This is a genomic window from Pseudomonas sp. RIT-To-2 (assembly GCF_029623465.1).
Taxonomy (GTDB): domain Bacteria; phylum Pseudomonadota; class Gammaproteobacteria; order Pseudomonadales; family Pseudomonadaceae; genus Aquipseudomonas; species Aquipseudomonas silvicola.
The window spans coordinates 20,419-43,783 of record NZ_JAPYKM010000031.1; the positions used below are offsets into that span (position 1 = coordinate 20,419).

The 23,365-nt window shown below is 61.2% G+C and carries 33 protein-coding genes and 1 tRNA gene; 17 read left to right on the top strand and 17 right to left on the bottom strand.

Going from position 1 to position 23,365, the window contains the following annotated elements:
- Positions 1–180: 180 nt before the first annotated feature.
- The 6 genes from QBK88_RS23020 to rbsD are packed head-to-tail and all read left to right on the top strand — an operon-like array spanning position 181 to position 6,102.
- The gene (locus QBK88_RS23020) at positions 181–1,137 is read left to right on the top strand and encodes a sugar ABC transporter substrate-binding protein (protein WP_176571574.1); all 957 of its coding nucleotides are present in this window, start codon (positions 181–183) and stop codon (positions 1,135–1,137) included.
- A 55-nt stretch (positions 1,138–1,192) separates the two neighbouring features.
- Entirely contained in the window at positions 1,193–2,746 is a 1,554-nt protein-coding gene (locus tag QBK88_RS23025) for a sugar ABC transporter ATP-binding protein (protein WP_277963837.1), read from the top strand.
- Complete coding sequence (locus QBK88_RS23030; RefSeq protein WP_268150035.1) at positions 2,743–3,735, top strand: ABC transporter permease; 993 nt, start codon at positions 2,743–2,745, stop codon at positions 3,733–3,735. Before QBK88_RS23025 ends, QBK88_RS23030 begins: the two co-directional genes overlap by 4 nt.
- Before the next feature lie 3 nt (positions 3,736–3,738).
- Complete coding sequence (locus tag QBK88_RS23035) at positions 3,739–4,764, top strand: LacI family DNA-binding transcriptional regulator (protein ID WP_277963838.1); 1,026 nt, start codon at positions 3,739–3,741, stop codon at positions 4,762–4,764.
- Between the two features lie 16 nt (positions 4,765–4,780).
- Positions 4,781–5,701 carry a ribokinase gene (gene rbsK, locus QBK88_RS23040; RefSeq protein WP_277963839.1) on the top strand — a complete coding sequence of 307 codons (921 nt, stop codon included), beginning with the start codon at positions 4,781–4,783 and terminating at the stop codon, positions 5,699–5,701.
- A complete protein-coding gene (gene rbsD / locus QBK88_RS23045) occupies positions 5,698–6,102 on the top strand; it encodes a D-ribose pyranase (protein WP_277963840.1) in 405 nt (134 codons plus the stop codon). Before rbsK ends, rbsD begins: the two co-directional genes overlap by 4 nt.
- 78 nt (positions 6,103–6,180) lie before the next feature.
- Here rbsD and QBK88_RS23050 read toward each other — a convergent pair whose 3' ends face one another.
- The gene (locus tag QBK88_RS23050; protein ID WP_277963841.1) at positions 6,181–6,423 is read right to left on the bottom strand and encodes a hypothetical protein; all 243 of its coding nucleotides are present in this window, start codon (positions 6,421–6,423) and stop codon (positions 6,181–6,183) included.
- A gap of 139 nt (positions 6,424–6,562) precedes the next feature.
- Between QBK88_RS23050 and QBK88_RS23055 the strand changes: the two genes are divergently transcribed.
- Together QBK88_RS23055 and QBK88_RS23060 are read left to right on the top strand one after the other, a co-directional pair.
- Entirely contained in the window at positions 6,563–6,865 is a 303-nt protein-coding gene (locus QBK88_RS23055) for a hypothetical protein (RefSeq protein ID WP_268150044.1), read from the top strand.
- A gap of 122 nt (positions 6,866–6,987) precedes the next feature.
- A complete protein-coding gene (locus tag QBK88_RS23060; protein ID WP_277963842.1) occupies positions 6,988–7,320 on the top strand; it encodes an I78 family peptidase inhibitor in 333 nt (110 codons plus the stop codon).
- Between the two features lie 70 nt (positions 7,321–7,390).
- Here QBK88_RS23060 and QBK88_RS23065 read toward each other — a convergent pair whose 3' ends face one another.
- Together QBK88_RS23065 and QBK88_RS23070 are read right to left on the bottom strand one after the other, a co-directional pair.
- Positions 7,391–7,603: a cold-shock protein gene (locus tag QBK88_RS23065; RefSeq protein WP_003234260.1), complete on the bottom strand. Its 213-nt coding sequence runs from the start codon at positions 7,601–7,603 to the stop codon at positions 7,391–7,393.
- A gap of 287 nt (positions 7,604–7,890) precedes the next feature.
- A complete protein-coding gene (locus QBK88_RS23070; RefSeq protein ID WP_277963843.1) occupies positions 7,891–8,196 on the bottom strand; it encodes a hypothetical protein in 306 nt (101 codons plus the stop codon).
- A 330-nt stretch (positions 8,197–8,526) separates the two neighbouring features.
- Between QBK88_RS23070 and thrS the strand changes: the two genes are divergently transcribed.
- From thrS to QBK88_RS23115, 9 genes are all read left to right on the top strand, one after another.
- Positions 8,527–10,449, top strand: a complete 1,923-nt coding sequence (gene thrS, locus QBK88_RS23075; RefSeq protein ID WP_277963844.1) for a threonine--tRNA ligase — start codon at positions 8,527–8,529, stop codon at positions 10,447–10,449.
- Positions 10,449–11,000 (top strand): translation initiation factor IF-3, encoded by a 552-nt coding sequence (gene infC, locus QBK88_RS23080; protein ID WP_176572446.1) that lies wholly within the window; start codon positions 10,449–10,451, stop codon positions 10,998–11,000. The genes thrS and infC overlap by 1 nt, the downstream gene beginning before the upstream one ends.
- Before the next feature lie 60 nt (positions 11,001–11,060).
- Positions 11,061–11,255: a 50S ribosomal protein L35 gene (rpmI, locus tag QBK88_RS23085; protein WP_002553160.1), complete on the top strand. Its 195-nt coding sequence runs from the start codon at positions 11,061–11,063 to the stop codon at positions 11,253–11,255.
- A 28-nt stretch (positions 11,256–11,283) separates the two neighbouring features.
- Positions 11,284–11,640 carry a 50S ribosomal protein L20 gene (gene rplT / locus QBK88_RS23090; protein WP_002553161.1) on the top strand — a complete coding sequence of 119 codons (357 nt, stop codon included), beginning with the start codon at positions 11,284–11,286 and terminating at the stop codon, positions 11,638–11,640.
- 108 nt (positions 11,641–11,748) lie between these two features.
- Positions 11,749–12,765 carry a phenylalanine--tRNA ligase subunit alpha gene (gene pheS, locus QBK88_RS23095; protein ID WP_176571569.1) on the top strand — a complete coding sequence of 339 codons (1,017 nt, stop codon included), beginning with the start codon at positions 11,749–11,751 and terminating at the stop codon, positions 12,763–12,765.
- A 21-nt stretch (positions 12,766–12,786) separates the two neighbouring features.
- A complete protein-coding gene (gene pheT, locus QBK88_RS23100; protein ID WP_277963845.1) occupies positions 12,787–15,165 on the top strand; it encodes a phenylalanine--tRNA ligase subunit beta in 2,379 nt (792 codons plus the stop codon).
- Between the two features lie 3 nt (positions 15,166–15,168).
- A complete protein-coding gene (gene ihfA / locus QBK88_RS23105) occupies positions 15,169–15,471 on the top strand; it encodes an integration host factor subunit alpha (RefSeq protein WP_002553164.1) in 303 nt (100 codons plus the stop codon).
- Positions 15,452–15,808 carry a MerR family transcriptional regulator gene (locus tag QBK88_RS23110; RefSeq protein ID WP_158155781.1) on the top strand — a complete coding sequence of 119 codons (357 nt, stop codon included), beginning with the start codon at positions 15,452–15,454 and terminating at the stop codon, positions 15,806–15,808. Before ihfA ends, QBK88_RS23110 begins: the two co-directional genes overlap by 20 nt.
- 106 nt (positions 15,809–15,914) lie before the next feature.
- Positions 15,915–15,991: transfer RNA gene (locus QBK88_RS23115), tRNA-Pro, on the top strand.
- An 82-nt stretch (positions 15,992–16,073) separates the two neighbouring features.
- Here the strand turns inward: QBK88_RS23115 and QBK88_RS23120 are convergent.
- From QBK88_RS23120 to QBK88_RS23185, 14 genes are all read right to left on the bottom strand, one after another.
- A complete protein-coding gene (locus tag QBK88_RS23120) occupies positions 16,074–17,225 on the bottom strand; it encodes a tyrosine-type recombinase/integrase (RefSeq protein WP_277963918.1) in 1,152 nt (383 codons plus the stop codon).
- Positions 17,126–17,542 carry a hypothetical protein gene (locus QBK88_RS23125; protein ID WP_277963846.1) on the bottom strand — a complete coding sequence of 139 codons (417 nt, stop codon included), beginning with the start codon at positions 17,540–17,542 and terminating at the stop codon, positions 17,126–17,128. Before QBK88_RS23125 ends, QBK88_RS23120 begins: the two co-directional genes overlap by 100 nt.
- Positions 17,543–17,578: 36 nt before the next feature.
- A complete protein-coding gene (locus tag QBK88_RS23130) occupies positions 17,579–17,926 on the bottom strand; it encodes a hypothetical protein (protein WP_277963847.1) in 348 nt (115 codons plus the stop codon).
- 63 nt (positions 17,927–17,989) lie between these two features.
- Positions 17,990–18,220 carry a hypothetical protein gene (locus QBK88_RS23135; RefSeq protein ID WP_277963848.1) on the bottom strand — a complete coding sequence of 77 codons (231 nt, stop codon included), beginning with the start codon at positions 18,218–18,220 and terminating at the stop codon, positions 17,990–17,992.
- Positions 18,217–18,408 carry a hypothetical protein gene (locus QBK88_RS23140; RefSeq protein WP_277963849.1) on the bottom strand — a complete coding sequence of 64 codons (192 nt, stop codon included), beginning with the start codon at positions 18,406–18,408 and terminating at the stop codon, positions 18,217–18,219. The genes QBK88_RS23135 and QBK88_RS23140 overlap by 4 nt, the downstream gene beginning before the upstream one ends.
- Positions 18,405–18,785 carry a hypothetical protein gene (locus QBK88_RS23145; protein WP_277963850.1) on the bottom strand — a complete coding sequence of 127 codons (381 nt, stop codon included), beginning with the start codon at positions 18,783–18,785 and terminating at the stop codon, positions 18,405–18,407. The genes QBK88_RS23140 and QBK88_RS23145 overlap by 4 nt, the downstream gene beginning before the upstream one ends.
- The gene (locus tag QBK88_RS23150; protein WP_277963851.1) at positions 18,782–19,231 is read right to left on the bottom strand and encodes a DUF2591 domain-containing protein; all 450 of its coding nucleotides are present in this window, start codon (positions 19,229–19,231) and stop codon (positions 18,782–18,784) included. Before QBK88_RS23150 ends, QBK88_RS23145 begins: the two co-directional genes overlap by 4 nt.
- Positions 19,228–19,605 (bottom strand): ASCH domain-containing protein, encoded by a 378-nt coding sequence (locus QBK88_RS23155; RefSeq protein ID WP_277963852.1) that lies wholly within the window; start codon positions 19,603–19,605, stop codon positions 19,228–19,230. Before QBK88_RS23155 ends, QBK88_RS23150 begins: the two co-directional genes overlap by 4 nt.
- Positions 19,606–19,660: 55 nt before the next feature.
- The gene (locus QBK88_RS23160) at positions 19,661–20,020 is read right to left on the bottom strand and encodes a hypothetical protein (protein WP_277963853.1); all 360 of its coding nucleotides are present in this window, start codon (positions 20,018–20,020) and stop codon (positions 19,661–19,663) included.
- Positions 20,017–20,505, bottom strand: coding sequence for a DUF1643 domain-containing protein (locus QBK88_RS23165; RefSeq protein WP_277963854.1), 489 nt, complete (start codon positions 20,503–20,505; stop codon positions 20,017–20,019). The genes QBK88_RS23160 and QBK88_RS23165 overlap by 4 nt, the downstream gene beginning before the upstream one ends.
- Positions 20,502–21,020, bottom strand: coding sequence for a hypothetical protein (locus QBK88_RS23170; RefSeq protein WP_277963855.1), 519 nt, complete (start codon positions 21,018–21,020; stop codon positions 20,502–20,504). Before QBK88_RS23170 ends, QBK88_RS23165 begins: the two co-directional genes overlap by 4 nt.
- 67 nt (positions 21,021–21,087) lie before the next feature.
- Positions 21,088–22,011, bottom strand: coding sequence for a DNA cytosine methyltransferase (locus QBK88_RS23175; protein WP_277963856.1), 924 nt, complete (start codon positions 22,009–22,011; stop codon positions 21,088–21,090).
- A gap of 3 nt (positions 22,012–22,014) precedes the next feature.
- Positions 22,015–22,965 carry a phosphoadenosine phosphosulfate reductase family protein gene (locus tag QBK88_RS23180; RefSeq protein ID WP_277963857.1) on the bottom strand — a complete coding sequence of 317 codons (951 nt, stop codon included), beginning with the start codon at positions 22,963–22,965 and terminating at the stop codon, positions 22,015–22,017.
- Positions 22,966–23,053: 88 nt separating this feature from the next.
- The gene (locus QBK88_RS23185; RefSeq protein WP_277963858.1) at positions 23,054–23,350 is read right to left on the bottom strand and encodes a hypothetical protein; all 297 of its coding nucleotides are present in this window, start codon (positions 23,348–23,350) and stop codon (positions 23,054–23,056) included.
- Positions 23,351–23,365: the final 15 nt, after the last annotated feature.

Here is a 23,365-nt window from a genome sequence, read left to right on the forward strand (position 1 = left end):
GGGCGGCGCTCGACTCCGAGAGCGCTGCAAAACCCGAGTCCCCCCGTTGACAAATAACCCCAACCCTACTCATAGTCTGATAACGCAAACGTTTGCGCTGAATTCTTCTGCTTTAACCTTTCAGCTCGACGCTGCGCACCTCAGCTTGCACAAAAATAATCATAAGCTTGGAGTGACCCCATGAAATTGCCAGTCGCTGGACGTTTTCTCGCCGCATCCCTGTTGGCCGCCGCCTGTGCGGTCGCGCCCCTGTCTCAAGCCGTTGCCGACACCGCCAAGCCAAAAGTGGCGCTGGTGATGAAGTCGCTCGCCAATGAATTCTTCCTCACCATGGAAGACGGCGCCAAGGACTACCAGAAAAGCCATCCAGCCGATTTTGACCTGATTTCCAACGGAATCAAGGACGAATCCGACACCGCCAATCAGATTCGCATCGTCGAGCAGATGATCGTCTCCAAGGTCGACGCCCTGGTCATCGCGCCTGCCGACTCCAAGGCGCTGGTGCCGGTGATCAAGAAGGCCATGGATGCTGGTATCACGGTCATCAACATCGACAACCAGCTGGACCCGGCCGTGCTCAAAAGCAAGGACATCAGTGTGCCGTTCGTGGGCCCCGACAACCGCAAGGGCGCGCGTCTGGTAGGCGAGTACCTGGCCAAGCAACTGAAAGCCGGCGACCAGGTGGGCATCATCGAAGGGGTGCCGACCACCACCAATGCCCAGCAGCGCACCGCGGGCTTCAAGGATGCGATGGACGCCGCGGGCATGAAGATCGTCTCCACCCAATCGGGTAACTGGGAAATCGACAAGGGCAATGCCGTCGCCTCGGCGATGCTCAATGAATACCCTGACCTCAAGGCGCTGCTGGCGGGTAATGACAGCATGGCCCTGGGCGCCGTGTCGGCCGTGCGCGCCGCCGGCAAGGCGGGCAAGGTGCAAGTGGTGGGCTACGACAACATCAATGCCATCAAACCGATGCTCAAGGACGGTCGCGTGCTGGCCACGGCCGACCAGTTCGCCGCCAAGCAGGCGGTGTTCGGTATTCAGGCAGCGCTGAAGATGCTCAAGCACGAACCGGTCGACGGCGCCGCCAATGGCGTGATCGAAACCCCGGTGGAACTGGTCACCAAGCCCTGAGCTTTCCTTGCACTGCCGCGCCTGCCCGTTCCGGGCGGGCGCCTGGAGAATCGCTATGTCAGCTGCTGCCCCGAACGTCGTACTCTCGGTCAGTGGTATCGGTAAGACCTACGCCCAGCCGGTGCTGTCGGGCATCGACCTGAGCCTGGTGCGCGGGGAGGTGCTGGCCCTGACCGGGGAAAATGGCGCCGGCAAGAGCACCTTGTCCAAGATCATCGGTGGCCTGGAAACCGCTACCACGGGTGAAATGCAGTATCAGGGCCAGGCATACCGCCCCGGCAGTCGCGCGGCGGCTGAAGCGTTGGGCGTGCGCATGGTCATGCAGGAACTCAATCTGCTGCCGACCCTGTCGGTGGCGGAAAACCTGTTCCTCGACAACCTGCCCAGCCGCGCCGGCTGGATCGACCGCAAGCGCTTGCGCGAAGCGGCCGTGCAGGCCATGGCGCAGGTAGGCCTGGAGGCCATCGACCCGGATACCCTGGTGGGTGAGCTGGGTATCGGCCATCAGCAGATGGTGGAAATCGCCCGCAACCTGATTGGCGATTGCCACGTGCTGATCCTTGACGAACCTACCGCCATGCTGACCTCGCGGGAGGTGGAAATGCTCTTCGAGCAGATCGCCCGCCTGCAGGCCCGTGGCGTGGCCATCGTCTACATCTCCCACCGCCTGGAAGAGCTGGCGCGGGTGGCCCAGCGCATCGCCGTGCTGCGCGACGGCCAGTTGGTGTGCGTCGACGACATGAGTCGCTATGACAGCGAGCAACTGGTCAACCTCATGGTCGGCCGCGAGCTGGGCGAGCACATCGACCTGGGCGTGCGGCAAATCGGCGGCCCTGTGCTTGCGGTGAAAAACCTCAGCCGCGCGGGCAAGGTTCATGACGTGTCCTTCGAGGTGCGCAAAGGCGAGATCTTCGGTATTTCCGGGCTGATCGGCGCCGGGCGCACCGAGTTGCTGCGCCTGATCTTCGGCGCCGACATGGCCGACAGCGGGCAGGTGGAGGTAGGCGAGCCGCTGCGCAAGGCGGCCATCCGTTCGCCTGCCGACGCCGTGGCCCATGGCATTGCCCTGATCACCGAAGACCGCAAGGGCGAAGGCCTGCTGCTGTCACAGTCCATCAGCGCCAACATCGCCCTGGGCAACATGCCAGCCATCTCGGCGGCGGGGGTGGTGCACAGTGGTTCCGAGCGCCAGTTGGCCCAACGGCAGATCCAGGCCATGCACATCCGCAGTTCAAGCCCGGACCAGCTGGTGTCGCAATTGTCCGGCGGCAACCAGCAGAAGGTGGTCATCGGCCGCTGGCTGGAGCGCGACTGCTCGGTGTTGCTGTTCGACGAGCCCACGCGAGGCATCGATGTGGGCGCCAAGTTCGACATCTATGCCTTGCTGGGTGAGTTGACGCGCCAGGGCAAGGCCCTGGTGGTGGTGTCCAGCGACCTGCGCGAACTGATGCTGATCTGTGACCGCATTGGTGTGCTCTCGGCGGGGCGCCTGATCGATACCTTCGAGCGTGACCACTGGACCCAAGACCAACTGCTGGCAGCCGCCTTTGCCGGTTATCAAAAACGAGATGCGCTGGTCAGCGATACAGCGCCCAGGAACCCTGCATGAAAACTTCCGTATTACCTGATGCGAAGCCCGCGGCCAGGCGCAGCGGCACCTACTTCGGCCTGGGCACCTACTTGGGCCTGGCCGGTGCCTTGCTGGCGATGATCATCCTGTTCTCGCTGCTCAGCGACCATTTCCTGTCCTACAACACTTTCAGTACCCTGGCCAACCAGATCCCCGACCTGATGGTGCTGGCGGTGGGCATGACCTTCGTGCTGATCATCGGTGGCATCGACCTGTCGGTTGGCTCGGTGCTGGCCCTGGCGGCCTCGGCGGTCAGCGTGGCGATCCTTGGCTGGGGCTGGAGCGTATTGCCGGCCGCGCTGCTGGGCATGGGCTGCGCGGCGCTGGCCGGCACCGTCACCGGTTCCATCACCGTGGCGTGGCGCATCCCATCATTCATCGTGTCGCTGGGGGTGCTGGAAATGGCCAGGGGCGTGGCCTACCAGATGACCGATTCGCGCACAGCGTACATCGGCGATGCCTTTGCCTGGTTGTCCGACCCCATTGCCGTCGGCATCTCGCCGTCGTTCATCATTGCCCTGGTGGTGATCATCGTGGCTCAGGCAGTGTTGACCCGCACGGTGTTCGGCCGCTACCTGATCGGCATCGGCACCAACGAAGAGGCGGTACGGTTGGCGGGGATCAACCCCAAGCCTTACAAGATCCTGGTATTTTCGCTGATGGGGCTGCTGGCTGGCCTGGCGGCGCTGTTCCAGATTTCCCGCCTGGAAGCCGCCGACCCGAATGCCGGCTCTGGCCTGGAGTTGCAAGTAATCGCCGCGGTGGTGATCGGCGGTACCAGCCTCATGGGCGGGCGCGGTTCGGTGATCAGCACCTTCTTCGGCGTGTTGATCATTTCGGTGCTGGCGGCGGGGTTGGCGCAGATCGGCGCTACCGAGCCGACCAAGCGCATCATTACCGGCGCCGTGATCGTGGTTGCGGTGGTGCTCGACACCTACCGTAGCCATCGCGCGCGCAAGCGGAGCTGAGCCATGGCGACGATCAAAGATGTTGCCGCGTTGGCAGGCATTTCCTACACCACGGTGTCCCATGTGTTGAACAAGACGCGGCCCGTGAGCGAGCCGGTGCGCCTCAAGGTCGAAGCGGCCATCGCCACGCTCGATTACGTGCCCAGTGCCGTGGCGCGCTCGCTGAAAGCGCGCAGCACGGCCACCATTGGCCTGCTGGTACCCAATAGCACCAACCCGTATTTCGCGGAGCTTGCCCGAGGCATCGAAGACTGCTGCGAGCGCAATGGTTACTGCGTGATTCTGTGCAACTCTGATGACGACCCGCAAAAACAGCGCAGCTACCTGCGCGTGTTGCTGGAGAAGCGCGTCGATGGCCTGATCGTGGCCTCGGTGGGCAAGGATGGCGACTTGCTCAGTAGCCTGGCGGCCGTGCGCACGCCCATGGTGATCGTCGACCGCAGCCTTGATGGGGTGGAGGCTGACCTGGTGCGCATCGACCATGAGTTGGGCGGTTACCTGGCGACCCGTCACCTGCTGGAGCTGGGGCATCGCGACATCGCCTGCATCAACGGTCCGGCCGACACCAGTGTCGCGCAGATGCGCCAGGCCGGGTACCAGCGGGCATTGGCCGAATTCGATGTGGAGCCGGGCCCCGGCCGCCTGGTCGAGACCGACTTCACTGGCCCCGGCGGCTACCAGGCGGTCGGCCCCTTGCTCGATGGCCCCGAGCGGCCCACGGCAATATTCGCCGCCAACGACATGATTGGCATGGGGGTGTTACGGGCCGCTGCCGAGCGCGGGATTCGCGTGCCGGGAGAGTTGTCGGTGATCGGTTTCGACGACATCCAATTGTGCCGCTATGTGTACCCGGCGTTGACCACGGTCGGTCAGTCTATCCGTCAACTCGGGGAGCAGGCGGCCGAACGGCTGCTGGCGCGCATTGCGGGCAGTGTGGGCGAGGGCGTGGCTCAGCAGATCGTCGCTCCCAGTATCGTGTTGCGCGAGTCCACAGCGCCGCGCACAGACCTTTTCAATGAATACCGCTGAATCAGGGTGCAGGCACATGCAAGCGAAAGTCGTGGTTGTAGGCAGTTTGAACATGGACCTGGTGGCCCGCGCGGCGCGCTTGCCGCAGCCCGGCGAGACCGTGGTGGGGACGTCGTTCGCCACAGTGCCGGGTGGCAAGGGCGCCAATCAGGCGGTGGCCGCTGCACGGCAGGGCGCACCGACAGCGATGATCGGCTGCGTGGGCGATGACGCCTATGGTGAGCAATTGCGCGGCGCGCTGCTGGCCGAGGGCATCGACTGCCAGGCCGTGGCCACGGTGGCTGGGGTCAGCAGCGGGGTGGCGCTGATCGTGGTGGACGATGCCAGCCAGAACAACATCGTGATCGTCGCCGGGGGGAACGGCGAAGTCACGCCTCAGCGGGTGGAAGCCGCCGACGCATTGCTGCGCCAGGCCGACGTTCTGGTCTGTCAGCTCGAAGTGCCCATGGAAACCGTGGGGTTCGCCCTCGAGCGTGGCCGCGCACTGGGCAAGACCGTGATCCTCAACCCGGCGCCCGTCAGTGCGCCGCTGCCCATGCAGTGGTACCCGGCGGTTGACTACCTGATCCCCAACGAAAGCGAAGCCTTTGCCCTGACCGGGGTGCGCGTCGACTCGGTGGCCAGCGCCGAGCAGGCAGCGGCTCAATTGCGGGCCGCTGGCGCAGGCAAGGTCATCATTACCCTGGGTGCGCTGGGCTTGCTGTTCGCCGATGGCAGTGGTCTTCAGCACTTCGCGGCGCCGAAGGTCCGGGCAGTGGACACCACGGCGGCGGGCGATACGTTCGTCGGCGCGTTCGCCGCCGCGCTGGCCCGTGGGAAAGGGGAGCGCGAGGCTATCGCGGTCGGCCAGGTAGCGGCTGCGCTATCGGTAACCCGTGCCGGCGCACAGCCGTCGATTCCATCGCTTGCTGAGGTCAGGGGGTTCAAACCGTCATGAAGAAGACACCGTTGCTCAACATTGCCCTCTCACGGCTGATCGCATCCTTGGGGCACGGCGACCTGGTCGTGATTGGTGACGCAGGGCTGCCTGTGCCGCCCGGGGTGGAATTGATCGACCTGGCACTGACCCCCGGGGTTCCGGATTTCATCGGCACCCTGAGTGTGGTGCTCAGTGAAATGCAGGTGGAGCGCCATGTGCTGGCCGAGGAGATCTTCGCCAAGGCGCCGCCGGCGTTGGCGGGCCTGGAGCGTTTGAACAAAGAGAGGGCTTTGGGTGCGCGCGAGGCCATCGCGCACGAGGACTTCAAGCAATTGACCCGCCAGGCGCGAGCGGTGGTGCGAACTGGCGAATGTCAGCCCTACAGCAATATCATTCTGGTAGCAGGCGTGACTTTCTGACCTTGCACACCTTGCAGTAGCGGCGGCGCATGGGGTGCGCCAGACCCTGCGTGGCGCGTTCGACGCAGGTCACCGGTATCAACCCGGCAGGGAGGATGGCTCTGCCTCCGCGGGCCTGGGCGGTGCGGTGTAATGGCTGTGCTCCCCGGCATACTTTCCGAACACCTGCTCGATAAACGACAGCGCGCCCGGGGTGCCCAGCTCCTTGACCAGCAGGTCAATGGCAATGATCGCCAGTTCTTCAGGGTTGCCCGGGCTATAGGAACACTGGCCCTGGGGCCACTTGGCTTTGATGTCGGCGTCTACGGTTACGTTGGCCATGGTGCAGAAGCTACCTGAGCAGAAGAAGTGGCATGAGTGCAGTCAGTAAACCATCTGCCGCGGTTTTTGGCACTCCTACTTAGGCATAAAGCCATGATCGTGCCAAACTGGCGCTTATTTGCCTGGCTGGAACCACCCTGTGCGCATTGATCTGAATGACCCGAATGACTTTACCCTCGACGCTGTGCGGCGGCTGATCGCCGCTGGCGACAACGACGTGCACAACCAGTTGCGGGTCAGCAAGGCCGGGCTTGCCTGGCTGTCCACGACGGTTGGCGGCACGGGCATCGAGGGGCTGAGCTTTCGTCTGGAGACCTGGGCCAAGGGTTCTGGCTGCGTAGGGCCGGTCGCCGCGTGCGATGACGTATGGGTGTGCCAGATATTCAATGCCCTGAAGCAGAACTGGCCCAATCCGCCGCTGGATTACATCGACGTTTATTAACATTTGGACACGATTGCGCCGCGCCGCCATGGCCGGGGTGGGGCAGACTTGTCGTTTCATGCAACCTGGCGGTCATCGAGTTGTCGCACAGGGGCAGATCTTATTTCTCACAAGGAGGCTTCATGTCCTGCATGCGTGCATCATGGGTGACCCTGCTGGCGGCACTGGCCCTGGCGGGTTGTGCGTCGAATGGCGGTGGTTCGGGTAACACGGAGTCGGCCGCGGCCAGTGCGCCAGCGGCGGTGTCGGATGGGCGTTGCCACGCCGAAGGTGCGCAATTTGCCGTAGGCAAGCCTGCCACGCCGCAATTGCTTGAGCAGGCGCGTAGCCGTTCGGGCTCGCAGGTGGCTCGAATCCTCAAGCCCAACGATGTCATGACCCTGGAGTACCGTTCTGACCGGCTGAACCTAAATGCCGATGGCACTGGCAACGTCACCCGCGTCAACTGCGGCTGATGCCCCATTCGCTCAAACGCCAGGCACAAAAAAACCCGTCATGAAGACGGGTTTTTTTTAGCTCGGGAGATTACTCGCCGCGAACTTGAGCAGCTTGCATGCCCTTTTGGCCTTTCTCAGCCACGAACGAAACGGTCTGGCCTTCTTTCAGGCTTTTGAAACCGTCGGATTCGATAGCTTTGAAGTGTACGAACAGGTCGTCACCGCCACCTTGAGGAGTGATGAAGCCGAAGCCTTTCTCATCGTTGAACCACTTTACGGTGCCGGTTTGGCGATTAGACATGGTGTATCTCCAAGAAACATATTAAGTAGTGCTGTGCTGCTCAGGCCAACTGGGCACACGGAGGTATCATAGTCTAATTGTTCGACTGAATAGCTCTTTAGATGCGCATTTGTCTCAGCTATTTTTTCGCTCTCGCCCCCCGGAAGCCGTCAGACCCTTGATTTTATTGGGTTTGGCGGAAAAAGCAGGGGCAAAAAAAAGCCGAAAAAAAACACAGATTTTCACCCGTCACGACCTGTTTTCAGGTCGCGAGGGGGTGCCGGGCGCACGCAGGGCACGAAAACGGGTCAGTTTTTGGTCCGGCAGCTGGCGGCCGCGTCCATCATTTTCTTCTGCAAAGCAGCCGGCACCCCGTTGCTGGAGTCGGCCACCTGCTTGAGCTCGGCGGTGCTCAGCTTGGCGGTGATGGCCTTGTCGCTGCACTCGCAGGCGGCTTTGGCCTTGTCGGCAGTGGCGTGTTCGCCGGCCGATTTCTCGCATTGAGACAGGAACTGGGTTTGCGCACCCGCTGGCCACTCACCCGCGCTGGCCAGTGGGGGCAAGGTGATCGCGGCGCAGGCGGCCAGGGACAGGAAAAGCGATTGAAGACGCATACCGTAATGCTCCTTTTTCAGGCTGATTCGACATGTAGCTTGCTTTTCATCAGAGTGAAGGTCGGCTGGCAAGTTCCTGCAAGCTCTGCGCAACCGACCACTCATCGGTCATTATCTATGCTATTGTGGGCGCCCTCGACAGGTGTGGTTGCTCCTTTGGCAACCGCGGTGGCGAGGTACCTTTTCATTACTATTCCAGTCACTCTGGTTCGGTCCTGGTTGGCCTAGCGGCTCCTGCCACTGTGAGGCAGGCATACCGCCGAATCTTGTACTGGCTCATCCCAACCCACGTGACCTTTGGTAGGGGTCACCACTAGGAGAGGAGGCGCCATGCCCATCATTACTCTTCCCGACGGCAGTCAACGTTCCTTCGACCACGCGGTATCGGTCGCCGAAGTCGCCGCATCCATCGGCGCTGGTCTGGCCAAGGCCACCGTGGCCGGCAAGGTCGACGGCAACCTGGTCGACGCCAGCGACATGATCGAAAACGACGCCACCCTGCAGATCATCACCCCCAAGGACGAAGAGGGGCTGGAAATCATCCGTCACTCTTGCGCCCACCTGGTCGGCCACGCGGTCAAGCAGTTGTACCCCACCGCGAAGATGGTCATCGGGCCGGTCATCGATGAAGGCTTCTATTACGACATCGCCTACGAGCGTCCTTTCACCCCGGACGACATGGCCGCCATCGAACAGCGCATGCAGCAGCTGATCGAGACCGAATACGACGTGATCAAGAAAGTCACGCCGCGCGCCGAAGTCATCGAGGTGTTCAGCGCCCGTGGCGAGGACTACAAGCTGCGCCTGGTGGAGGACATGCCTGATACCCAGAGCATGGGCCTGTACTACCACGAAGAATACGTCGACATGTGCCGCGGCCCGCACGTGCCGAACACCCGTTTCCTCAAGTCGTTCAAGCTGACCAAGCTGTCGGGCGCCTACTGGCGTGGCGATGCCAAGAACGAGCAACTGCAGCGCGTGTACGGCACCGCCTGGGCTGACAAAAAGCAGCTGGCCGCCTACATCCAGCGCATCGAGGAAGCGGAAAAGCGCGACCACCGCAAGATCGGCAAGCGCCTGAACCTGTTTCACCTCCAGGAAGAAGCACCGGGCATGGTGTTCTGGCACCCGAACGGCTGGACCTTGTACCAGGTACTCGAGCAGTACATGCGCAAGGTGCAGCGCGACAACGGTTACCTGGAGATCAAGACGCCTCAGGTCGTTGACCGCAGCCTGTGGGAAAAGTCTGGCCACTGGGCCAACTACGCCGAAAACATGTTCACCACCGAGTCGGAAAACCGCGACTACGCCATCAAGCCGATGAACTGCCCATGCCATGTGCAGGTGTTCAACCAGGGCCTGAAGAGCTACCGCGAGCTGCCGATGCGCCTGGCCGAGTTCGGCGCGTGCCACCGCAACGAGCCCTCGGGCGCGCTGCACGGCATCATGCGCGTGCGTGGTTTCGTCCAGGACGACGCCCATATCTTCTGCACCGAAGAGCAGATGCAATCCGAGTCCGCTGCGTTCATCAAGCTGACCATGGACGTGTATTCGGACTTCGGCTTCAAGGATATTCAGCTGAAACTGTCCACTCGTCCTGAAAAGCGTGTAGGCAGCGACGAATTGTGGGATCGTGCCGAGTCCGCTTTGGCCGCCGCGCTGGACGCCGCGGGCCTGCCGTATGATCTGCAGCCGGGCGAGGGTGCTTTCTACGGTCCGAAAATCGAGTTTTCCCTGAAGGATTGCCTGGGTCGCGTCTGGCAGTGCGGTACGCTGCAACTGGACTTCAACCTGCCAATCCGCCTGGGCGCCGAGTACGTCTCCGAGGACAACAGCCGCAAGCATCCCGTGATGCTGCACCGTGCCATCCTGGGTTCGTTCGAGCGTTTCGTCGGCATCCTGATCGAGCACTATGAAGGTGCGTTCCCGGCCTGGTTGGCACCCACCCAGGCGGTGATCATGAATATCACTGATAAACAAGCTGATTTTGTTCATCAGGTGGAAAAAAATCTGACGGAAAGCGGGTTTCGTGCCAAGTCCGACTTGAGAAATGAAAAGATCGGCTTTAAAATCCGCGAGCATACCTTGCTCAAGGTTCCTTATCTCCTGGTCATCGGGGACAAGGAAGTCGAGACGCAAACTGTCGCTGTGCGTACCCGTGAAGGTGCAGACCTGGGCTCCATGCCCGTCGCCCAGTTCACCGAGTTCCTCGCACAAGCGGTTTCCCGGCGTGGTCGCCAAGATTCGGAGTAATAATTATTAAGCGTGAAATGAGACAAGATAAACGAGCTGCACCGAAAGCCCCGATCAACGAGAATATCTCGGCGCGCGAGGTTCGGTTAATTGGCGCTGACGGCGAGCAGGTTGGCATCGTCTCGATTGATGAAGCGCTTCGTATCGCTGAAGAAGCGAAGCTGGATCTGGTAGAAATTTCTGCCGACGCAGTCCCTCCGGTTTGCCGAGTCATGGACTACGGCAAATCGATCTTCGAGAAGAAGAAGCAGATTGCTGCGGCGAAGAAGAACCAGAAGCAGATCCAGGTAAAAGAAATCAAGTTTCGTCCAGGGACGGAGGAAGGGGATTACCAGGTAAAACTACGCAACCTGGTACGTTTCCTTAGTGATGGGGACAGGGCCAAGATTTCCTTGAGATTTCGCGGCCGTGAGATGGCGCATCAGGAGCTGGGTATGGAGCTGCTCAAGCGGGTCGAACAAGACCTGCTGGAGTACGGTTCCGTCGAACAGCATCCTAAGATGGAAGGACGCCAGCTGATCATGGTCATCGCCCCCAAGAAAAAGAAGTAACCACCAGGGCACGGCAGGCCTTGCGGTTATGTTTATCAACTGAATGCGGAGTATCCGAACATGCCAAAGATGAAAACCAAGAGTGGTGCAGCTAAGCGGTTCCTGAAAACCGCTAACGGCATCAAGCACAAGCACGCTTTCAAGAGCCACATCCTGACCAAAATGTCGACCAAGCGTAAGCGTCAACTGCGCGGTAGCAGCTTGCTGCATCCGTCGGACGTTGCAAAAGTCGAGCGCATGCTGCGCCTTCGTTAATTTCGGTCAAAGATAGAGGAAGTTACTCATGGCTCGTGTAAAGCGTGGCGTCATTGCCCGTAAGCGTCACAAAAAGATTCTGAAACTGGCTAAAGGCTACTACGGCGCGCGTTCGCGCGTATTCCGTGTAGCCAAGCAAGCGGTCATCAAGGCAGGCCAATACGCCTACCGCGACCGTCGCCAGAAGAAGCGTCAGTTCCGCGCTCTGTGGATCGCCCGTATCAACGCTGGTGCTCGTGTAAACGGTCTGTCCTACAGCCGTTTCATCGCTGGCCTGAAGAAAGCGTCCATCGAGATCGACCGTAAGGTTCTGGCTGATCTGGCAGTGAACGAAAAAGCGGCGTTTGCTGCGATTGTCGAGAAAGCTAAAGCCACTCTGGCCTAAGTACCCACGACAATCACCCGGGGCCGTTCCACGGCCTCTGGTGTTAAACGTCATAAACAGGGGAAGAGCCTTCAAGCTCTTCCCCTGTTTCGTATCTGGAGTCTGTACATGGAAAACCTGGATGCGCTGGTCTCTCAAGCTCTGGAGGCCGTGCAACACGCTGAAGACATCAATGCCCTGGAGCAGATCCGGGTTCACTTCCTTGGCAAGAAGGGCGAGCTGACTCAGGTGATGAAGACCCTGGGCAACCTGCCGGCCGATGAGCGCCCCAAAGTCGGCGCGCTGATCAACGAAGCCAAGGAGCGTGTCACAGAAGTCCTCAATGCACGCAAGGCGGCTTTCGAAGAGGCCGAACTGAGTGCCAAGCTCGCTGCCGAACAGATCGACGTGACCCTGCCGGGTCGTGGTCAGGAATCGGGCGGCCTGCACCCGATCACTCGCACCCTGGAGCGGATCGAGCAGTTCTTCACCCACATCGGCTACGGCATCGCCGAAGGCCCTGAGGTCGAAGACGACTACCACAACTTCGAGGCGCTCAACATCCCAGGCCACCACCCGGCCCGGTCGATGCACGACACCTTCTATTTCAATGCGAACATGCTGTTGCGCACCCACACCTCGCCGGTGCAGGTCCGTAGCATGGAATCTTCGCAACCACCGATTCGCATCGTCTGCCCCGGCCGGGTATACCGCAGCGACTCGGATATCACCCACTCGCCGATGTTCCATCAGGTCGAGGGGCTGCTGATCGACCGCGACATCAACTTCGCGGACCTGAAAGGCACCATCGAGGAATTCCTGCGGGTGTTCTTCGAGAAAGAGCTGGCGGTGCGTTTCCGTCCGTCCTACTTCCCCTTCACCGAGCCTTCGGCTGAAGTCGACATCCAGTGCGTGATGTGCAGTGGCAAAGGCTGCCGCGTGTGCAAGCAGACCGGCTGGCTGGAAGTCATGGGCTGCGGCATGGTCCACCCCAACGTGTTGCGCATGTCCGGTATCGACCCTGAAGAGTTCCAGGGCTTTGCCTTCGGCATGGGCGCCGAGCGCCTGGCGATGCTGCGTTACGGCGTCAATGACTTGCGCCTGTTCTTCGACAACGACTTGCGCTTCCTCGCGCAATTTCGCTAAACGAATTATTAGGAGAGCAGGATGAAATTCAGTGAAAATTGGCTGCGTGGCTGGGTAAGCCCGCAGGTCGAACGTGATGAGCTGGTGGCCCGCCTGTCGATGGCAGGGCTTGAAGTGGACAGCGTCACCGCCGCGGCCGGCGCCTTCACCGGCGTGATCGTTGGCGAAGTGCTGAGCACCGAGCAACACCCCGATGCCGACAAACTGCGTGTCTGCCAGGTCAGCAATGGCAGCGAGACCTTCCAGGTGGTGTGTGGCGCGCCGAACGTGCGCCCCGGCCTGAAGATCCCGTTCGCTACCCTGGGCGCCCAGTTGCCCGGCGATTTCAAGATCAAGAAAGCCAAGCTGCGGGGCGTGGAGTCCAACGGCATGCTGTGCTCCCAGTCCGAGCTGCAGATCGGCGAAGGTAACGACGGCTTGATGGAACTGCCGGCTGACGCGCCGGTGGGCGAAGACTTGCGCGTGTACCTGAGCCTGGACGACGCCAGCATCGAGGTCGACCTGACCCCGAACCGCGGCGACTGCCTGTCCCTGGCTGGCCTGGCCCGTGAAGTGGGCGCGCTGTACGCGGCCCCCGTCACTCGCCCTGTAGTGCCTGCCGTGGCCGCAGTGAACGACGAAGTCCGTCCGGTCGACGTGCTGGCGCCGGCCGCTTGCCCGCGTTACCTGGGCCGTGTCATTCGCAACGTCGACCTGTCCCGGCCGACACCGCTGTGGATGGTGGAGCGTCTGCGTCGCAGCGACGTGCGCAGCATCGATGCCGCCGTCGACATCACCAACTACGTGATGATCGAACTGGGCCAGCCGCTGCACGCCTTCGACCTGGCTGAAATCAACGGCGGCATTCGCGTGCGCATGGCCGAGGAGGGCGAGAAGCTCGTACTGCTCGACGGCCAGGAAGTGTCCCTGCGCAGCGACACCCTGGTCATCGCCGACCACACCCGTGCTCTGGCCATTGCCGGCGTCATGGGCGGCGAGCACAGTGGCGTCACCGCCAAGACCCGCGACATCTTTCTGGAAAGCGCGTTCTTCGACCAGATCGCCGTTGCTGGCAAGGCCCGTTCCTACGGCCTGCACACCGATGCTTCGCACCGCTATGAGCGTGGCGTGGACTTCAACCTGGCCCGCGAAGCCATGGAGCGCGCCACCGGCCTGCTGCTGGAAATCACCGGCGGTGAACCTGGCCCGATCATCGAGACCGTCAGCCAGGAACACCTGCCGAACGTCGCGCCGATCACCCTGCGCGCCGACCGTGTCAGCCAGATGCTGGGCATGGACATGCCGGCCGAGCAGATCGAAAGCCTGATCGCCGCCTTGGGCCTCGGCATTACCGCCGAAGGCCAAGGCCAATGGCGCGTTGAAGTACCGAGCCACCGCTTCGATATCAGTCTGGAAGTCGACCTGATCGAAGAGCTGGCGCGCCTGTACGGCTACAACCACCTGCCGGTCCGCTACCCGCAAGCCCGCTTGGCCCCTCAGGCCAAGGCCGAAGCCCGTGGCGAACTGCCGGAGCTGCGTCGCCTGCTGGTTGCCCGCGGCTACCAGGAAGCGATCACCTACAGCTTCATCGACCCGAAATGGTTCGAGCTGTTCAACCCAGGCGTCGAGCCGCTGCTGTTGGCCAACCCGATCTCCAACGACATGGCTGCCATGCGCACCTCGTTGTGGCCGGGCCTGGTCAAGGCGCTGCAACACAACCTCAACCGCCAGCAGACCCGCGTGCGCCTGTTCGAAAGCGGCTTGCGCTTCGTCGGCCAACTGGACGGCCTGAAGCAAGAGCCAATGCTGGCGGGTGTCGTCTGCGGTTCGCGCCTGCCGGAAGGTTGGGCGCAAGGCCGTGAAACCGTCGACTTCTTCGATGCCAAGGCCGACGTGGAAGCCGTGCTCGGCTTCGCCGGTGCCCTGGAGCAGTTCAGCTTCGAGGCTGGCAAACACCCGGCGCTGCACCCTGGCCAGACGGCGAAAATCGTTCGCGATGGTCGCGAAGTCGGTTACCTGGGTGCCCTGCATCCTGAACTGGCCAAGGCCTTGGGCCTGGACCGCGCCGTGTTCGTGTTCGAACTGGTCCTGGCGGAAGTCGCCGAAGGCCGCCTGCCGAAATTCCAGGAGCTGTCCAGGTTCCCGGAAGTGCGTCGTGACCTGGCCTTGGTGGCGGATCGTGACGTGGCGTCGAGCGCTGTACTCCAGGTAATCCGTGAAAATGCAGGCGAGTGGCTCACAGACCTCAGCCTTTTTGACGTCTACCAAGGTAAAGGCATTGATCCCAATAGAAAAAGCCTTGCAGTTGGCTTGACCTGGCAGCATCCATCGCGCACTCTTAATGATGATGAGGTGAATGCCACGACCCAAGCTATCCTCACCTCGCTCGAACAAAGGTTGAACGCCACGTTAAGGAAGTAGCGCATGGGGGCTCTGACGAAAGCTGAGATGGCCGAGCGTCTTTACGAAGAGCTGGGCCTGAACAAACGCGAGGCCAAGGAATTGGTCGAGCTGTTTTTCGAGGAAATCAGGCACGCTCTGGAAGACAACGAGCAGGTCAAGCTGTCCGGTTTCGGCAACTTCGACCTGCGCGACAAACGCCAGCGTCCAGGCCGTAACCCGAAAACGGGTGAAGAAATCCCGATCACGGCTCGCCGTGTGGTCACCTTTCGTCCAGGGCAGAAGTTGAAGGCCCGAGTTGAGGCATATGCTGGAACCAAGTCATAACGACGAGCTTCCGCCGATTCCTGGCAAACGCTACTTCACCATTGGTGAAGTCAGTGAACTTTGCGCTGTCAAACCCCACGTACTTCGGTACTGGGAGCAGGAATTTCCCCAGCTCAACCCGGTCAAGCGCCGCGGAAATCGCCGGTATTATCAGCGCCAGGACGTGCTGATGATCCGGCAGATCCGCGCCTTGCTGTACGACCAGGGCTTCACCATTGGCGGCGCGCGGTTGCGCCTGTCCAGTGACGAGGCCAAGGACGACACCACCCAGTACAAGCAACTGATTCGTCAGATGATCTCGGAACTGGAAGACGTCCTGGTGGTGCTCAAAAAGTAGCAAATCAGCTGAAGAAAATACTTCCACTTTTCAAAAGCTTGCGGTATATTCTTAATCGTTCCCTTCAACAAGGAACAGGTTTTACGCAACAAGATTCACGCCTAGTCGGGGCGTAGCGCAGTCCGGTAGCGCACTAGCATGGGGTGCTAGGGGTCGAGTGTTCGAATCACTCCGTCCCGACCATATAATTCAATGACTTAGCCACCTTCGGGTGGCTTTGTTGTTTTTGCCATAGTGACTTTTCGAGTGACCCTGGCATTTTTCTTCATCCCTGCCTCCTCTTCAAAATCGTCAACGCTGGTGCGCGCGAGTCGGTTGCTGATACCTTATTTGCCGCTTCGATGAGTTGGTCCAGTTCTGCTGCCGAGTAGTGACTGGTGATACTCCCGTTCTTGTGGCCGAGCAAAGCTTTCCGATCTTCCTCAGTCACGCCTGCCGCACGCAGCCTTCTCCCAAAGGTGTGTTTCAGGTCGTGAATGCGGATCCTGGCAAAGCCATCGTGCGCCGGCCGCAAGAATTTCTCCTGCCACTTCTTCGCCGCCCGGACCCTGGCCTTCTTCCAGGCTGAGTCGTTCATGCGGTGCACAGTCGATTCATTCCCCTCGCCATCCGGCTTGCCAAACGGAAACACGAACAGCGGGTGCTTGCCGCGCTGCTTCTCGATCACCGACTTGGCCACGTCGTTCATCACTACCAGGCGCTCGTCTCGGTTCTTCACGCCGGCCCGTGCGCTCCTGCCTCCAAAGCTCGCCGGGATCAGGAACACGCTCGTCCCCAGTTCCGGCACCGCAATCTCCCAATCCCACTGAAGCTTGCACACCTCCTGTTCCCTGCAGCCCGTGTTGACCTTGAACATCGCCATGGTCTGCAGGTGCGCCGGCAATTCCGCGAACAGAATCGACTGCTCTTCCCAGGACAGTGGGTAGGGCTTGCGACTGCTTGTCTTCTCGTCCAGCAGGGAGATCATCGGCACCACGTCCAGCCATGGGCGCCGCTCATCATCCCGCCACTTCCTTGCGCACAGGTTCAGCACCCTGATCACGCGTTGCAGCGCGATATTCACTGTCCGGTTCGTGACCGGGCGCCCGACCTCAGGCTTGAGCTTCGACCTGATGTATGGAGCCAGGGCGTCGTCATCGATGTGAGTGATCGGCATGTCCCCGATGAAGGGGTCGAGCTGCTCCATATAAGTGGCTGAGATGTGGATAGAGGCCTGGTCCTTGACCTCCAGCAGGAAGCGGGTGGCCGCCTCCCGCCAGGTTCTGACCGTGCGCACGCCGTAAATCTTCTGCTGGCGGCGTTTTTCCAAAAGGTGAATCAGGTACTGCTCCGCTTCGGCCCGGTCACAAGTGCCAGTGCTTTCCTGAATTCGCTCACCTCGGTATTTCTTGTCGATTTTCCAGATGCCGTTCGGCATTTGCTGGAGCCCCGTGATTGCTTTTTGGGCCATGGCGCATCTCCTGTGGATCCGCCGTGGCGCTCGCTGCGAGGCGGATTGTTGTCCTGATTGGCGGCTTTTTCAATCGCCCTGGCCGTGATGTAGGCGTCTGCCCACTCGTCCAGCTCATGCCGGTCGAAGGCAACGCCCTGTTTTCCGATAGGAAATTCCCGAACGTGGGGCCGGACGGTCTTGTTGAACTCGTCCCGGCACATGCCCAGGTAGCCCGGGGCATCGCCGAAGCGAATGAACCGCGGCTGAATGCTGGTGGCCTTGGCCGCTGTGGCGTTTGCCATGGGTATGCTCCATCCGCCCTATGGCGGCAGAAGGGGTTATTCGGTGGCTTTGGCTATCGTGGCTTCGAAGCGCGCGGCCAAGGTGGCGTTGACCTCGGCCTTCGCTGTGCTATCTGGTGTGCCCTTGGCGCGGTGCAGGGTTTCGTAGCGGCGCAGGGTGGCGGCCGCTTCCTGCAGGTCGGCCAGCAGGTCTGGCGCGGCGGAGATGAGCTTGGCGTTGGCCATGGATTCCGGACCAAACCACCAGCGCCTTTTTTCCCCCATCGGATCGATGGTGCTGACTATCGCTATGCCGATGCTGTCAGGATTGGAAGCCTGGACAATATAGTCGGTGTCGTCAGGGTCAATAATCCAAGGCCCAGGCGTGTGCTTAATTTCAGACATGATTGATCCTTCCCGCCGAACCCCGGCAGGCAGTAGAGAGTGGGTGAGATTAGGTCAGAGCTATCAGATCTTGCCGGTGATGCGCTCGCGCCAGGTCAGGCGACGGGGAAGGTGCTCGCGGTCGTCGATCTCAACCACAACGTACGAGCAGCGGTCGAATGTGCTCTCGCGCTGATGCATGAGCCAGCACGCCTCCTTGCTGGCGTCCTCGCTGGTAGTGGCGTTCAGCTGGTACACGTTGAAACCGTTGCTGTCGACGTGCCAGCCGTGGATGACGGCAATGAATCTGCTCATACCGACTCCTGCCCAGCCTGGGCCTTCCCGGTCACCGCCATAGCGCCGGTCCCAGCAAGCCAGCGGTCTACGGCCGCCTGGGCGATCTCCTGGCTGCTGTACATCTTGTGCTTCACCTTGCGGTCGCACTTCACATCTACCCACCAGAAGCCGTGCTGACGGTAGGGACCTTTGAGGACTTGGGTCATGGCATGGCCCTCCCGATCTCGGCTGCTGCGCGGACGATAGCGCGGCGAGTTGCGGCCTCAGGATCACCAAGATGCTTCTGAGTGACCCTGATCTGGTTGACGCAATAAGGGTTGGTGACAACAGACGTATTCCGTTCGTAGCTGTCGCTCTCCCTTTTGCACACAACCCCAAGCTCGAGAAGCATCGCCAGACGCAGCGCATCGCCGTCGTCTTCGAGCGGGCACCAGTAGCGCGGGCACATCGCTTGGATGCCAGGTGGATATGGCAGGCGCGGACCAAAGTAGAGCCCGTGACCTTCGCGCTTGTGATAGTTGAAATCAAGCCCGGTTATGCCAGCAGCCTTGGCCGCCAGTTCCAGCAGTTCGCGGTCGCTCATATCAACTCCTTGGGCACCTGAACGGTGTCGCCCAGTTCGAATTGCACAATCGCGCGCATGGCTGCGGTCAGTGGGCTGTCTTGGTGATGGAAGGAAGCTCGTCGGTGCTTGCGTTCTTTGCCGAAGATGGTCGATCCCCACAAGCCGCTTTCGTAGTACCCGTTGCGCTTGTCGAAAGGTCCGAAGTTGCGATGGACCATTTCATTCGGCGGCGTGATCAGTACTCGGTATTTCGAGATCAGCGGCCCACCATCAGCCCAGCTATCTTGCGGCACATACCGCACATCGCGAGTGGTGACCTCGCCGGCGTAACGGACGAACACCCGCCAAGGGTTGCCGTAGACGGGCGGGGCCAGGAGAACATCCAGGCCTTCCGCCTTGCCGACGGCCCAGCCCAAGGCCTCGCCGGAAAGGTTGGCGACATTCACTTCGATCAGTTCGGTCATGGCTCCACCAGTTCATCTGGCACATCGAAGAAGTTGAGTTGTCCCTTGCGCGGCATGAACTCCAGCGTCTGCGGATTGCGCAGAGTGAATCCCTTCGCGCCCATGTACCAGGGCGAGTCGCTGTGATCGACGCTATCGACCAGTTCGATCGATCCGATGATGCCGCCGCGTTGCAGTTCCTCGAACTGTGGAATGGTGACGCCGAGCGGGCCAGCGACCCAGGTAGCTTGGTTGTACTCTGCGCGAGTCATCCCCTTTGACGCATGAACTAGGAAACGGCCACGATGCTTGGTGTGCCAACTGCGATTCTCGATGTCCTTGCCGCCATGGATGATCAGCCAGGCCCATGGCTGGCGAATTGAGAGTGCTTTCATTGGGCAATACCTCGCCATACCGCTACAGCGGCTGACTTTGATAGATGGGGGAGGGTTAGAGGGTGGGGTTGAGGCGCTTGAGTTCGTCGTCGTAGGCGTTCCAGCCCTTGTTGCCGAATGGGTCTGGCCCAGAATCTGGCTTGCGCTCCGGCAGCACAACCGGCGCGGGCTGCTTGGCGTACATCGCGGTCTGCCTGTGGTTGACGCGCATTTTAGTAGCGTAGGCCGTTCCATGTTGAATCTTTTCAAGGTCCAGATATGCCAGCGGTTCGCACTGGCCGCCGTCCTTGGTGCAGGTGTTCGGCTGGGCCAGCAGGGCGCGAAGCTCATACCACGCAGGCCAGGGAGAACTGGCGTAGATGTGGCAAATGCGCTCCAGCAGCTCACGCGGCACGCTGATCATGTCGTTGTTCATGGCTTTCCCCATGGAAGTAGCTGAGTGTCGTAGCCCAGCATCAGCGGATGTTTGGGCTGCCCGCACGAGGTCACGCCGAAGTGCAAGACGGGCTTTCCGCTTGAGGTCAGCATGTAGAGAAGCGTTGACAGCCTGCCGTGCTGGCTCTTGAGGGTTTTCGATAGACCGCCCCAGCAAGGCACCAGAATGTCGGCCTCGGCGATGATCTGCTTGAGGTGGGTCAGGTTCTCAGGCCCGACAGCGTCTTCTACGTGATACAGCGCCTTGGGGTTGGTTGAGCGGTACGCGAAAGCGTTGCCTACGATGAAGCGCCGGCCGCCATTGCGGAGCGTGAAGCCTCGCCACTTTCGCACGGTCGCGTCATCTAGCATGGCGTCGGCGGTGCTAGGATTGATTCCGAAATAGGCGAACACCTTTCCCTCATCCTGGACTTCGCGTTCCAAACGATAGCGATACAGTCCGCATTGGCTGATGATCGCGCTCACGATCCCACCTCCGGGCTGTCCTTGGTCACTTGGCTAAGGAAGGCGCCAATCGCGCATCGCTCGTTGTGCTGGCCATGATCGCGATCACCGCCACATTCCGGGCAGTAATAACCCCTGTCATAGGGCCTGTAGTGCCACTGATGCTCGGCGAGCATGGTGCGGGCATCGGTAAGAAGCTGTTCTGCCTCGTTCAGGCGCTGCTGGGTCGCAAGCTGGCACTCGGCAAGATCGCTCAGAACCATGAGAAGGGTTGGCCCGTCGAGCGCCGCGCCGTCGGCCACAATGCCAGCCTTGTGGGTGGCATCAGCGATAGCTTGGGCCAGCTGCTCGCGCTGATGCTCGGCGGTGGCCAGGCGCTGCTGGAGTGCGGCCTCGCGCGCCTGGCCCCGCTTCAGGCCAAGCGCGTAGCTCGCATCCTGGAAGGCCATCACCTGCTCGTTGTGGGGCTCGTGCAGGACGATGAACTCGGCGTGCAGCCGGTTTATCTCGTTCTGATCGTCTTGGGGGTATTTCATCTATCTGTCCTCTGCGCCTGCCGCAGCAGGCTGTGATAGGGGGTGGAGTACACTTGTACTCTTTGCGCTACGCGGCGGCCATCATCGCTTCCAGGATGATCTGCGCGGCCTTTGGCGGAACCGCATTGCCGGCCATGTGCATGGTCAGCCGGTGGTTGTCCGGCCGCAGGGTGTCCGCCGGGAAGCTCTGGGCGGCCAGTGCCTCGTTGGCGCTGAGCATCCGCATCTCGTCGCCGCGTACCAAGGCCCAGCGGTCCAGGGTGGTGATGGTCCCGATGGGGCGGCTGGTGCACCGCCCGGTGAGGCCCGACCCCTTGCCGTAATAAGGCATGATGAACCGGTCGCCGAATCTGGCCCGGCCGTTGGCCACCCGGGTGAGGGTCGCGGCAGCCCGCCCAGGCTTCTCGATGGGCGACCACTTGCCGGCGCTGAAGTCCAGGAAGCTGGCGGCCGGCACGTGCTGGCGCTTGTGCAGCTCCAGCATCAGCGGTGCACGGCTGCGGGTCAGCACCAGGAACAGGCGCACGCGGTGCTGGGGCACACCCAGGTCCGCGCAGTCGACTATGTGCGGAGCGACCTGGTAGCCCAGCGCCTGGACCGCTTGTAGCCAGGCCGGGTACAGCGCCCAGTCCACGAATTCCGGCACGTTCTCCACCACCCCGCCCGCCGGCCGGTGATACTCCAGGGCCGATACGACTGCCCAGGCGGTGGAGCGGGAGGAGTCATGCTGCGGGTTGCCGGAGGCCTTCCCGCGCGCCTTCGAGTGGCCCTGGCAGCATGGCGAGGCCAGCAACAGGTCATGGGGCGGTACCTGCTCCCAGCGCGCCTGGTGCAAATCCTGGCACACGTGGTCGGTGGTGGGATGGTTGGCCGCGTGCCACTTCACGGCCTCGGGCCAGTGGTTGGCCGCCCAGAGGACTTTGACGCCCGCCGCGCGGGCACCGGTGGACCATCCGCCCAGGCCGGCGAACAGATCGATTGCTGTGGTCATGGTTTACTCGCAGAGGCCGTAGGCCGAAGAGCATTTCTGTTTACTGTCGGTGCGCGCTATCAGGTCGACCATGTCGAACTGGCGTCCGCCGCGCGCGGTGTTGGCCCAGTCGACCATGCGGTCAATACCGTGGGTCGCGGCTGTAATGTCGTCACTGGCCTGCACGGTCGGGTCGTTAGTTGAGGTGAAAAACGTGGCCGACCCGCGCTTGCTGGCAATGCTGACCAGACGCTCCCATTCACGGACCCTTGCAACTTCTTTTGGCCACCTTGACGCGATCTCGCGCAGCTCGTCCTTCGCGCAGTTGATGCAGGGCATGCAGCCAACACGATTGCAGCCTTGGAGGTACAGGGGGTTTGGCTTGATGCCCGCGGCGCGGTGGGCCTCGAAGACAGCAGCCACTGGCCATTTGAGGATCGGGCGGTAGTTGAATAGCCCCGCACCTACTTCGTCGCACTCCGGTAGATAGCGGCGATCGAGCGACTCATCAGCACGCACGCCCTGCCACGATAGAACCAGGTTCTCTCCTGTCATCAGAGGCATGAAGACGTCTTCGATTATCGGGTTGCGCTTCAGCTCCTCTGTGCAGAAGCGGGCCTTGGTGCTGGGGAAGCGGCCCTTCCAGAGGCACATGTCGAGGAACGGGTTACCCGTTGGGTGCAGAACTTCTAGCGCGCCGAGCACAACCGACTCGGGGACACCCTTTTCGCGCCACTTCGACTCGATGAACTTGCGCTTGCCTGCTATCTGACGCGTGAAGTCGGCTTTCACCCAGCGGATAGGGATGCCCGTGGCTTCAGCCAGGTAATGCACGTAGTCATAGGTTGCGGGATGCTCATGACCGGTATCGGCAAATACAGCGCTGAGGTTTGGCACCTCCAGTTCGCGGGCGACCAATAATGTGGCCGTACTATCTTTACCGCCGCTCATGCTGACGATGTTGTGCTCAGCCATTCGTTGGTCCTTGCGTCTAGGCGGCCGCCCGCCTGCCGATGGCTGGCCGAGGTGGCGATATAGGGGAGGGTGGGGTTAGGTGTCGGGATCAGACACCCGGGCGGCCTTTGAAGGCGAGCCAGATATAGTGCCGGCCCTTGGCCGTGACCTTGATCTTGCCGGCCTGTTTGTTCCAGCTGATCAAGCGCAGCTCGTCGAGGATGGTGGTCAGAGTGTGGCCCTGGTGCCAGCCGGCCAGCGCCTTGATGCAACCTTGGGCGAGCAGACCCCGAAAGTCGGTATGGCCGAAATTGGTGCCATCGAAAACGGCTTGCATCTGCTCATCGCTTACAAGGTCGGTGATCGCGTTCACGTTGGGGTCGCGCCGGTAGCACTTGTGGGTCATGGCAATCTCCATTGC

Coding starts and splice junctions, on each gene's coding strand:
- QBK88_RS23020 (WP_176571574.1), top strand. CDS start 181: ATGAAATTGCCAGTCGCTGGACGTTTTCTCGCCGCATCCCTGTTGGCC.
- QBK88_RS23025 (WP_277963837.1), top strand. CDS start 1,193: ATGTCAGCTGCTGCCCCGAACGTCGTACTCTCGGTCAGTGGTATCGGT.
- QBK88_RS23030 (WP_268150035.1), top strand. CDS start 2,743: ATGAAAACTTCCGTATTACCTGATGCGAAGCCCGCGGCCAGGCGCAGC.
- QBK88_RS23035 (WP_277963838.1), top strand. CDS start 3,739: ATGGCGACGATCAAAGATGTTGCCGCGTTGGCAGGCATTTCCTACACC.
- rbsK (WP_277963839.1), top strand. CDS start 4,781: ATGCAAGCGAAAGTCGTGGTTGTAGGCAGTTTGAACATGGACCTGGTG.
- rbsD (WP_277963840.1), top strand. CDS start 5,698: ATGAAGAAGACACCGTTGCTCAACATTGCCCTCTCACGGCTGATCGCA.
- QBK88_RS23050 (WP_277963841.1), bottom strand. CDS start 6,423: ATGGCCAACGTAACCGTAGACGCCGACATCAAAGCCAAGTGGCCCCAG.
- QBK88_RS23060 (WP_277963842.1), top strand. CDS start 6,988: ATGTCCTGCATGCGTGCATCATGGGTGACCCTGCTGGCGGCACTGGCC.
- QBK88_RS23065 (WP_003234260.1), bottom strand. CDS start 7,603: ATGTCTAATCGCCAAACCGGCACCGTAAAGTGGTTCAACGATGAGAAA.
- QBK88_RS23070 (WP_277963843.1), bottom strand. CDS start 8,196: ATGCGTCTTCAATCGCTTTTCCTGTCCCTGGCCGCCTGCGCCGCGATC.
- thrS (WP_277963844.1), top strand. CDS start 8,527: ATGCCCATCATTACTCTTCCCGACGGCAGTCAACGTTCCTTCGACCAC.
- rpmI (WP_002553160.1), top strand. CDS start 11,061: ATGCCAAAGATGAAAACCAAGAGTGGTGCAGCTAAGCGGTTCCTGAAA.
- rplT (WP_002553161.1), top strand. CDS start 11,284: ATGGCTCGTGTAAAGCGTGGCGTCATTGCCCGTAAGCGTCACAAAAAG.
- pheS (WP_176571569.1), top strand. CDS start 11,749: ATGGAAAACCTGGATGCGCTGGTCTCTCAAGCTCTGGAGGCCGTGCAA.
- pheT (WP_277963845.1), top strand. CDS start 12,787: ATGAAATTCAGTGAAAATTGGCTGCGTGGCTGGGTAAGCCCGCAGGTC.
- ihfA (WP_002553164.1), top strand. CDS start 15,169: ATGGGGGCTCTGACGAAAGCTGAGATGGCCGAGCGTCTTTACGAAGAG.
- QBK88_RS23110 (WP_158155781.1), top strand. CDS start 15,452: ATGCTGGAACCAAGTCATAACGACGAGCTTCCGCCGATTCCTGGCAAA.
- QBK88_RS23120 (WP_277963918.1), bottom strand. CDS start 17,225: ATGCCGAACGGCATCTGGAAAATCGACAAGAAATACCGAGGTGAGCGA.
- QBK88_RS23125 (WP_277963846.1), bottom strand. CDS start 17,542: ATGGCAAACGCCACAGCGGCCAAGGCCACCAGCATTCAGCCGCGGTTC.
- QBK88_RS23130 (WP_277963847.1), bottom strand. CDS start 17,926: ATGTCTGAAATTAAGCACACGCCTGGGCCTTGGATTATTGACCCTGAC.
- QBK88_RS23135 (WP_277963848.1), bottom strand. CDS start 18,220: ATGAGCAGATTCATTGCCGTCATCCACGGCTGGCACGTCGACAGCAAC.
- QBK88_RS23140 (WP_277963849.1), bottom strand. CDS start 18,408: ATGACCCAAGTCCTCAAAGGTCCCTACCGTCAGCACGGCTTCTGGTGG.
- QBK88_RS23145 (WP_277963850.1), bottom strand. CDS start 18,785: ATGAGCGACCGCGAACTGCTGGAACTGGCGGCCAAGGCTGCTGGCATA.
- QBK88_RS23150 (WP_277963851.1), bottom strand. CDS start 19,231: ATGACCGAACTGATCGAAGTGAATGTCGCCAACCTTTCCGGCGAGGCC.
- QBK88_RS23155 (WP_277963852.1), bottom strand. CDS start 19,605: ATGAAAGCACTCTCAATTCGCCAGCCATGGGCCTGGCTGATCATCCAT.
- QBK88_RS23160 (WP_277963853.1), bottom strand. CDS start 20,020: ATGAACAACGACATGATCAGCGTGCCGCGTGAGCTGCTGGAGCGCATT.
- QBK88_RS23170 (WP_277963855.1), bottom strand. CDS start 21,020: ATGAAATACCCCCAAGACGATCAGAACGAGATAAACCGGCTGCACGCC.
- QBK88_RS23175 (WP_277963856.1), bottom strand. CDS start 22,011: ATGACCACAGCAATCGATCTGTTCGCCGGCCTGGGCGGATGGTCCACC.
- QBK88_RS23180 (WP_277963857.1), bottom strand. CDS start 22,965: ATGGCTGAGCACAACATCGTCAGCATGAGCGGCGGTAAAGATAGTACG.
- QBK88_RS23185 (WP_277963858.1), bottom strand. CDS start 23,350: ATGACCCACAAGTGCTACCGGCGCGACCCCAACGTGAACGCGATCACC.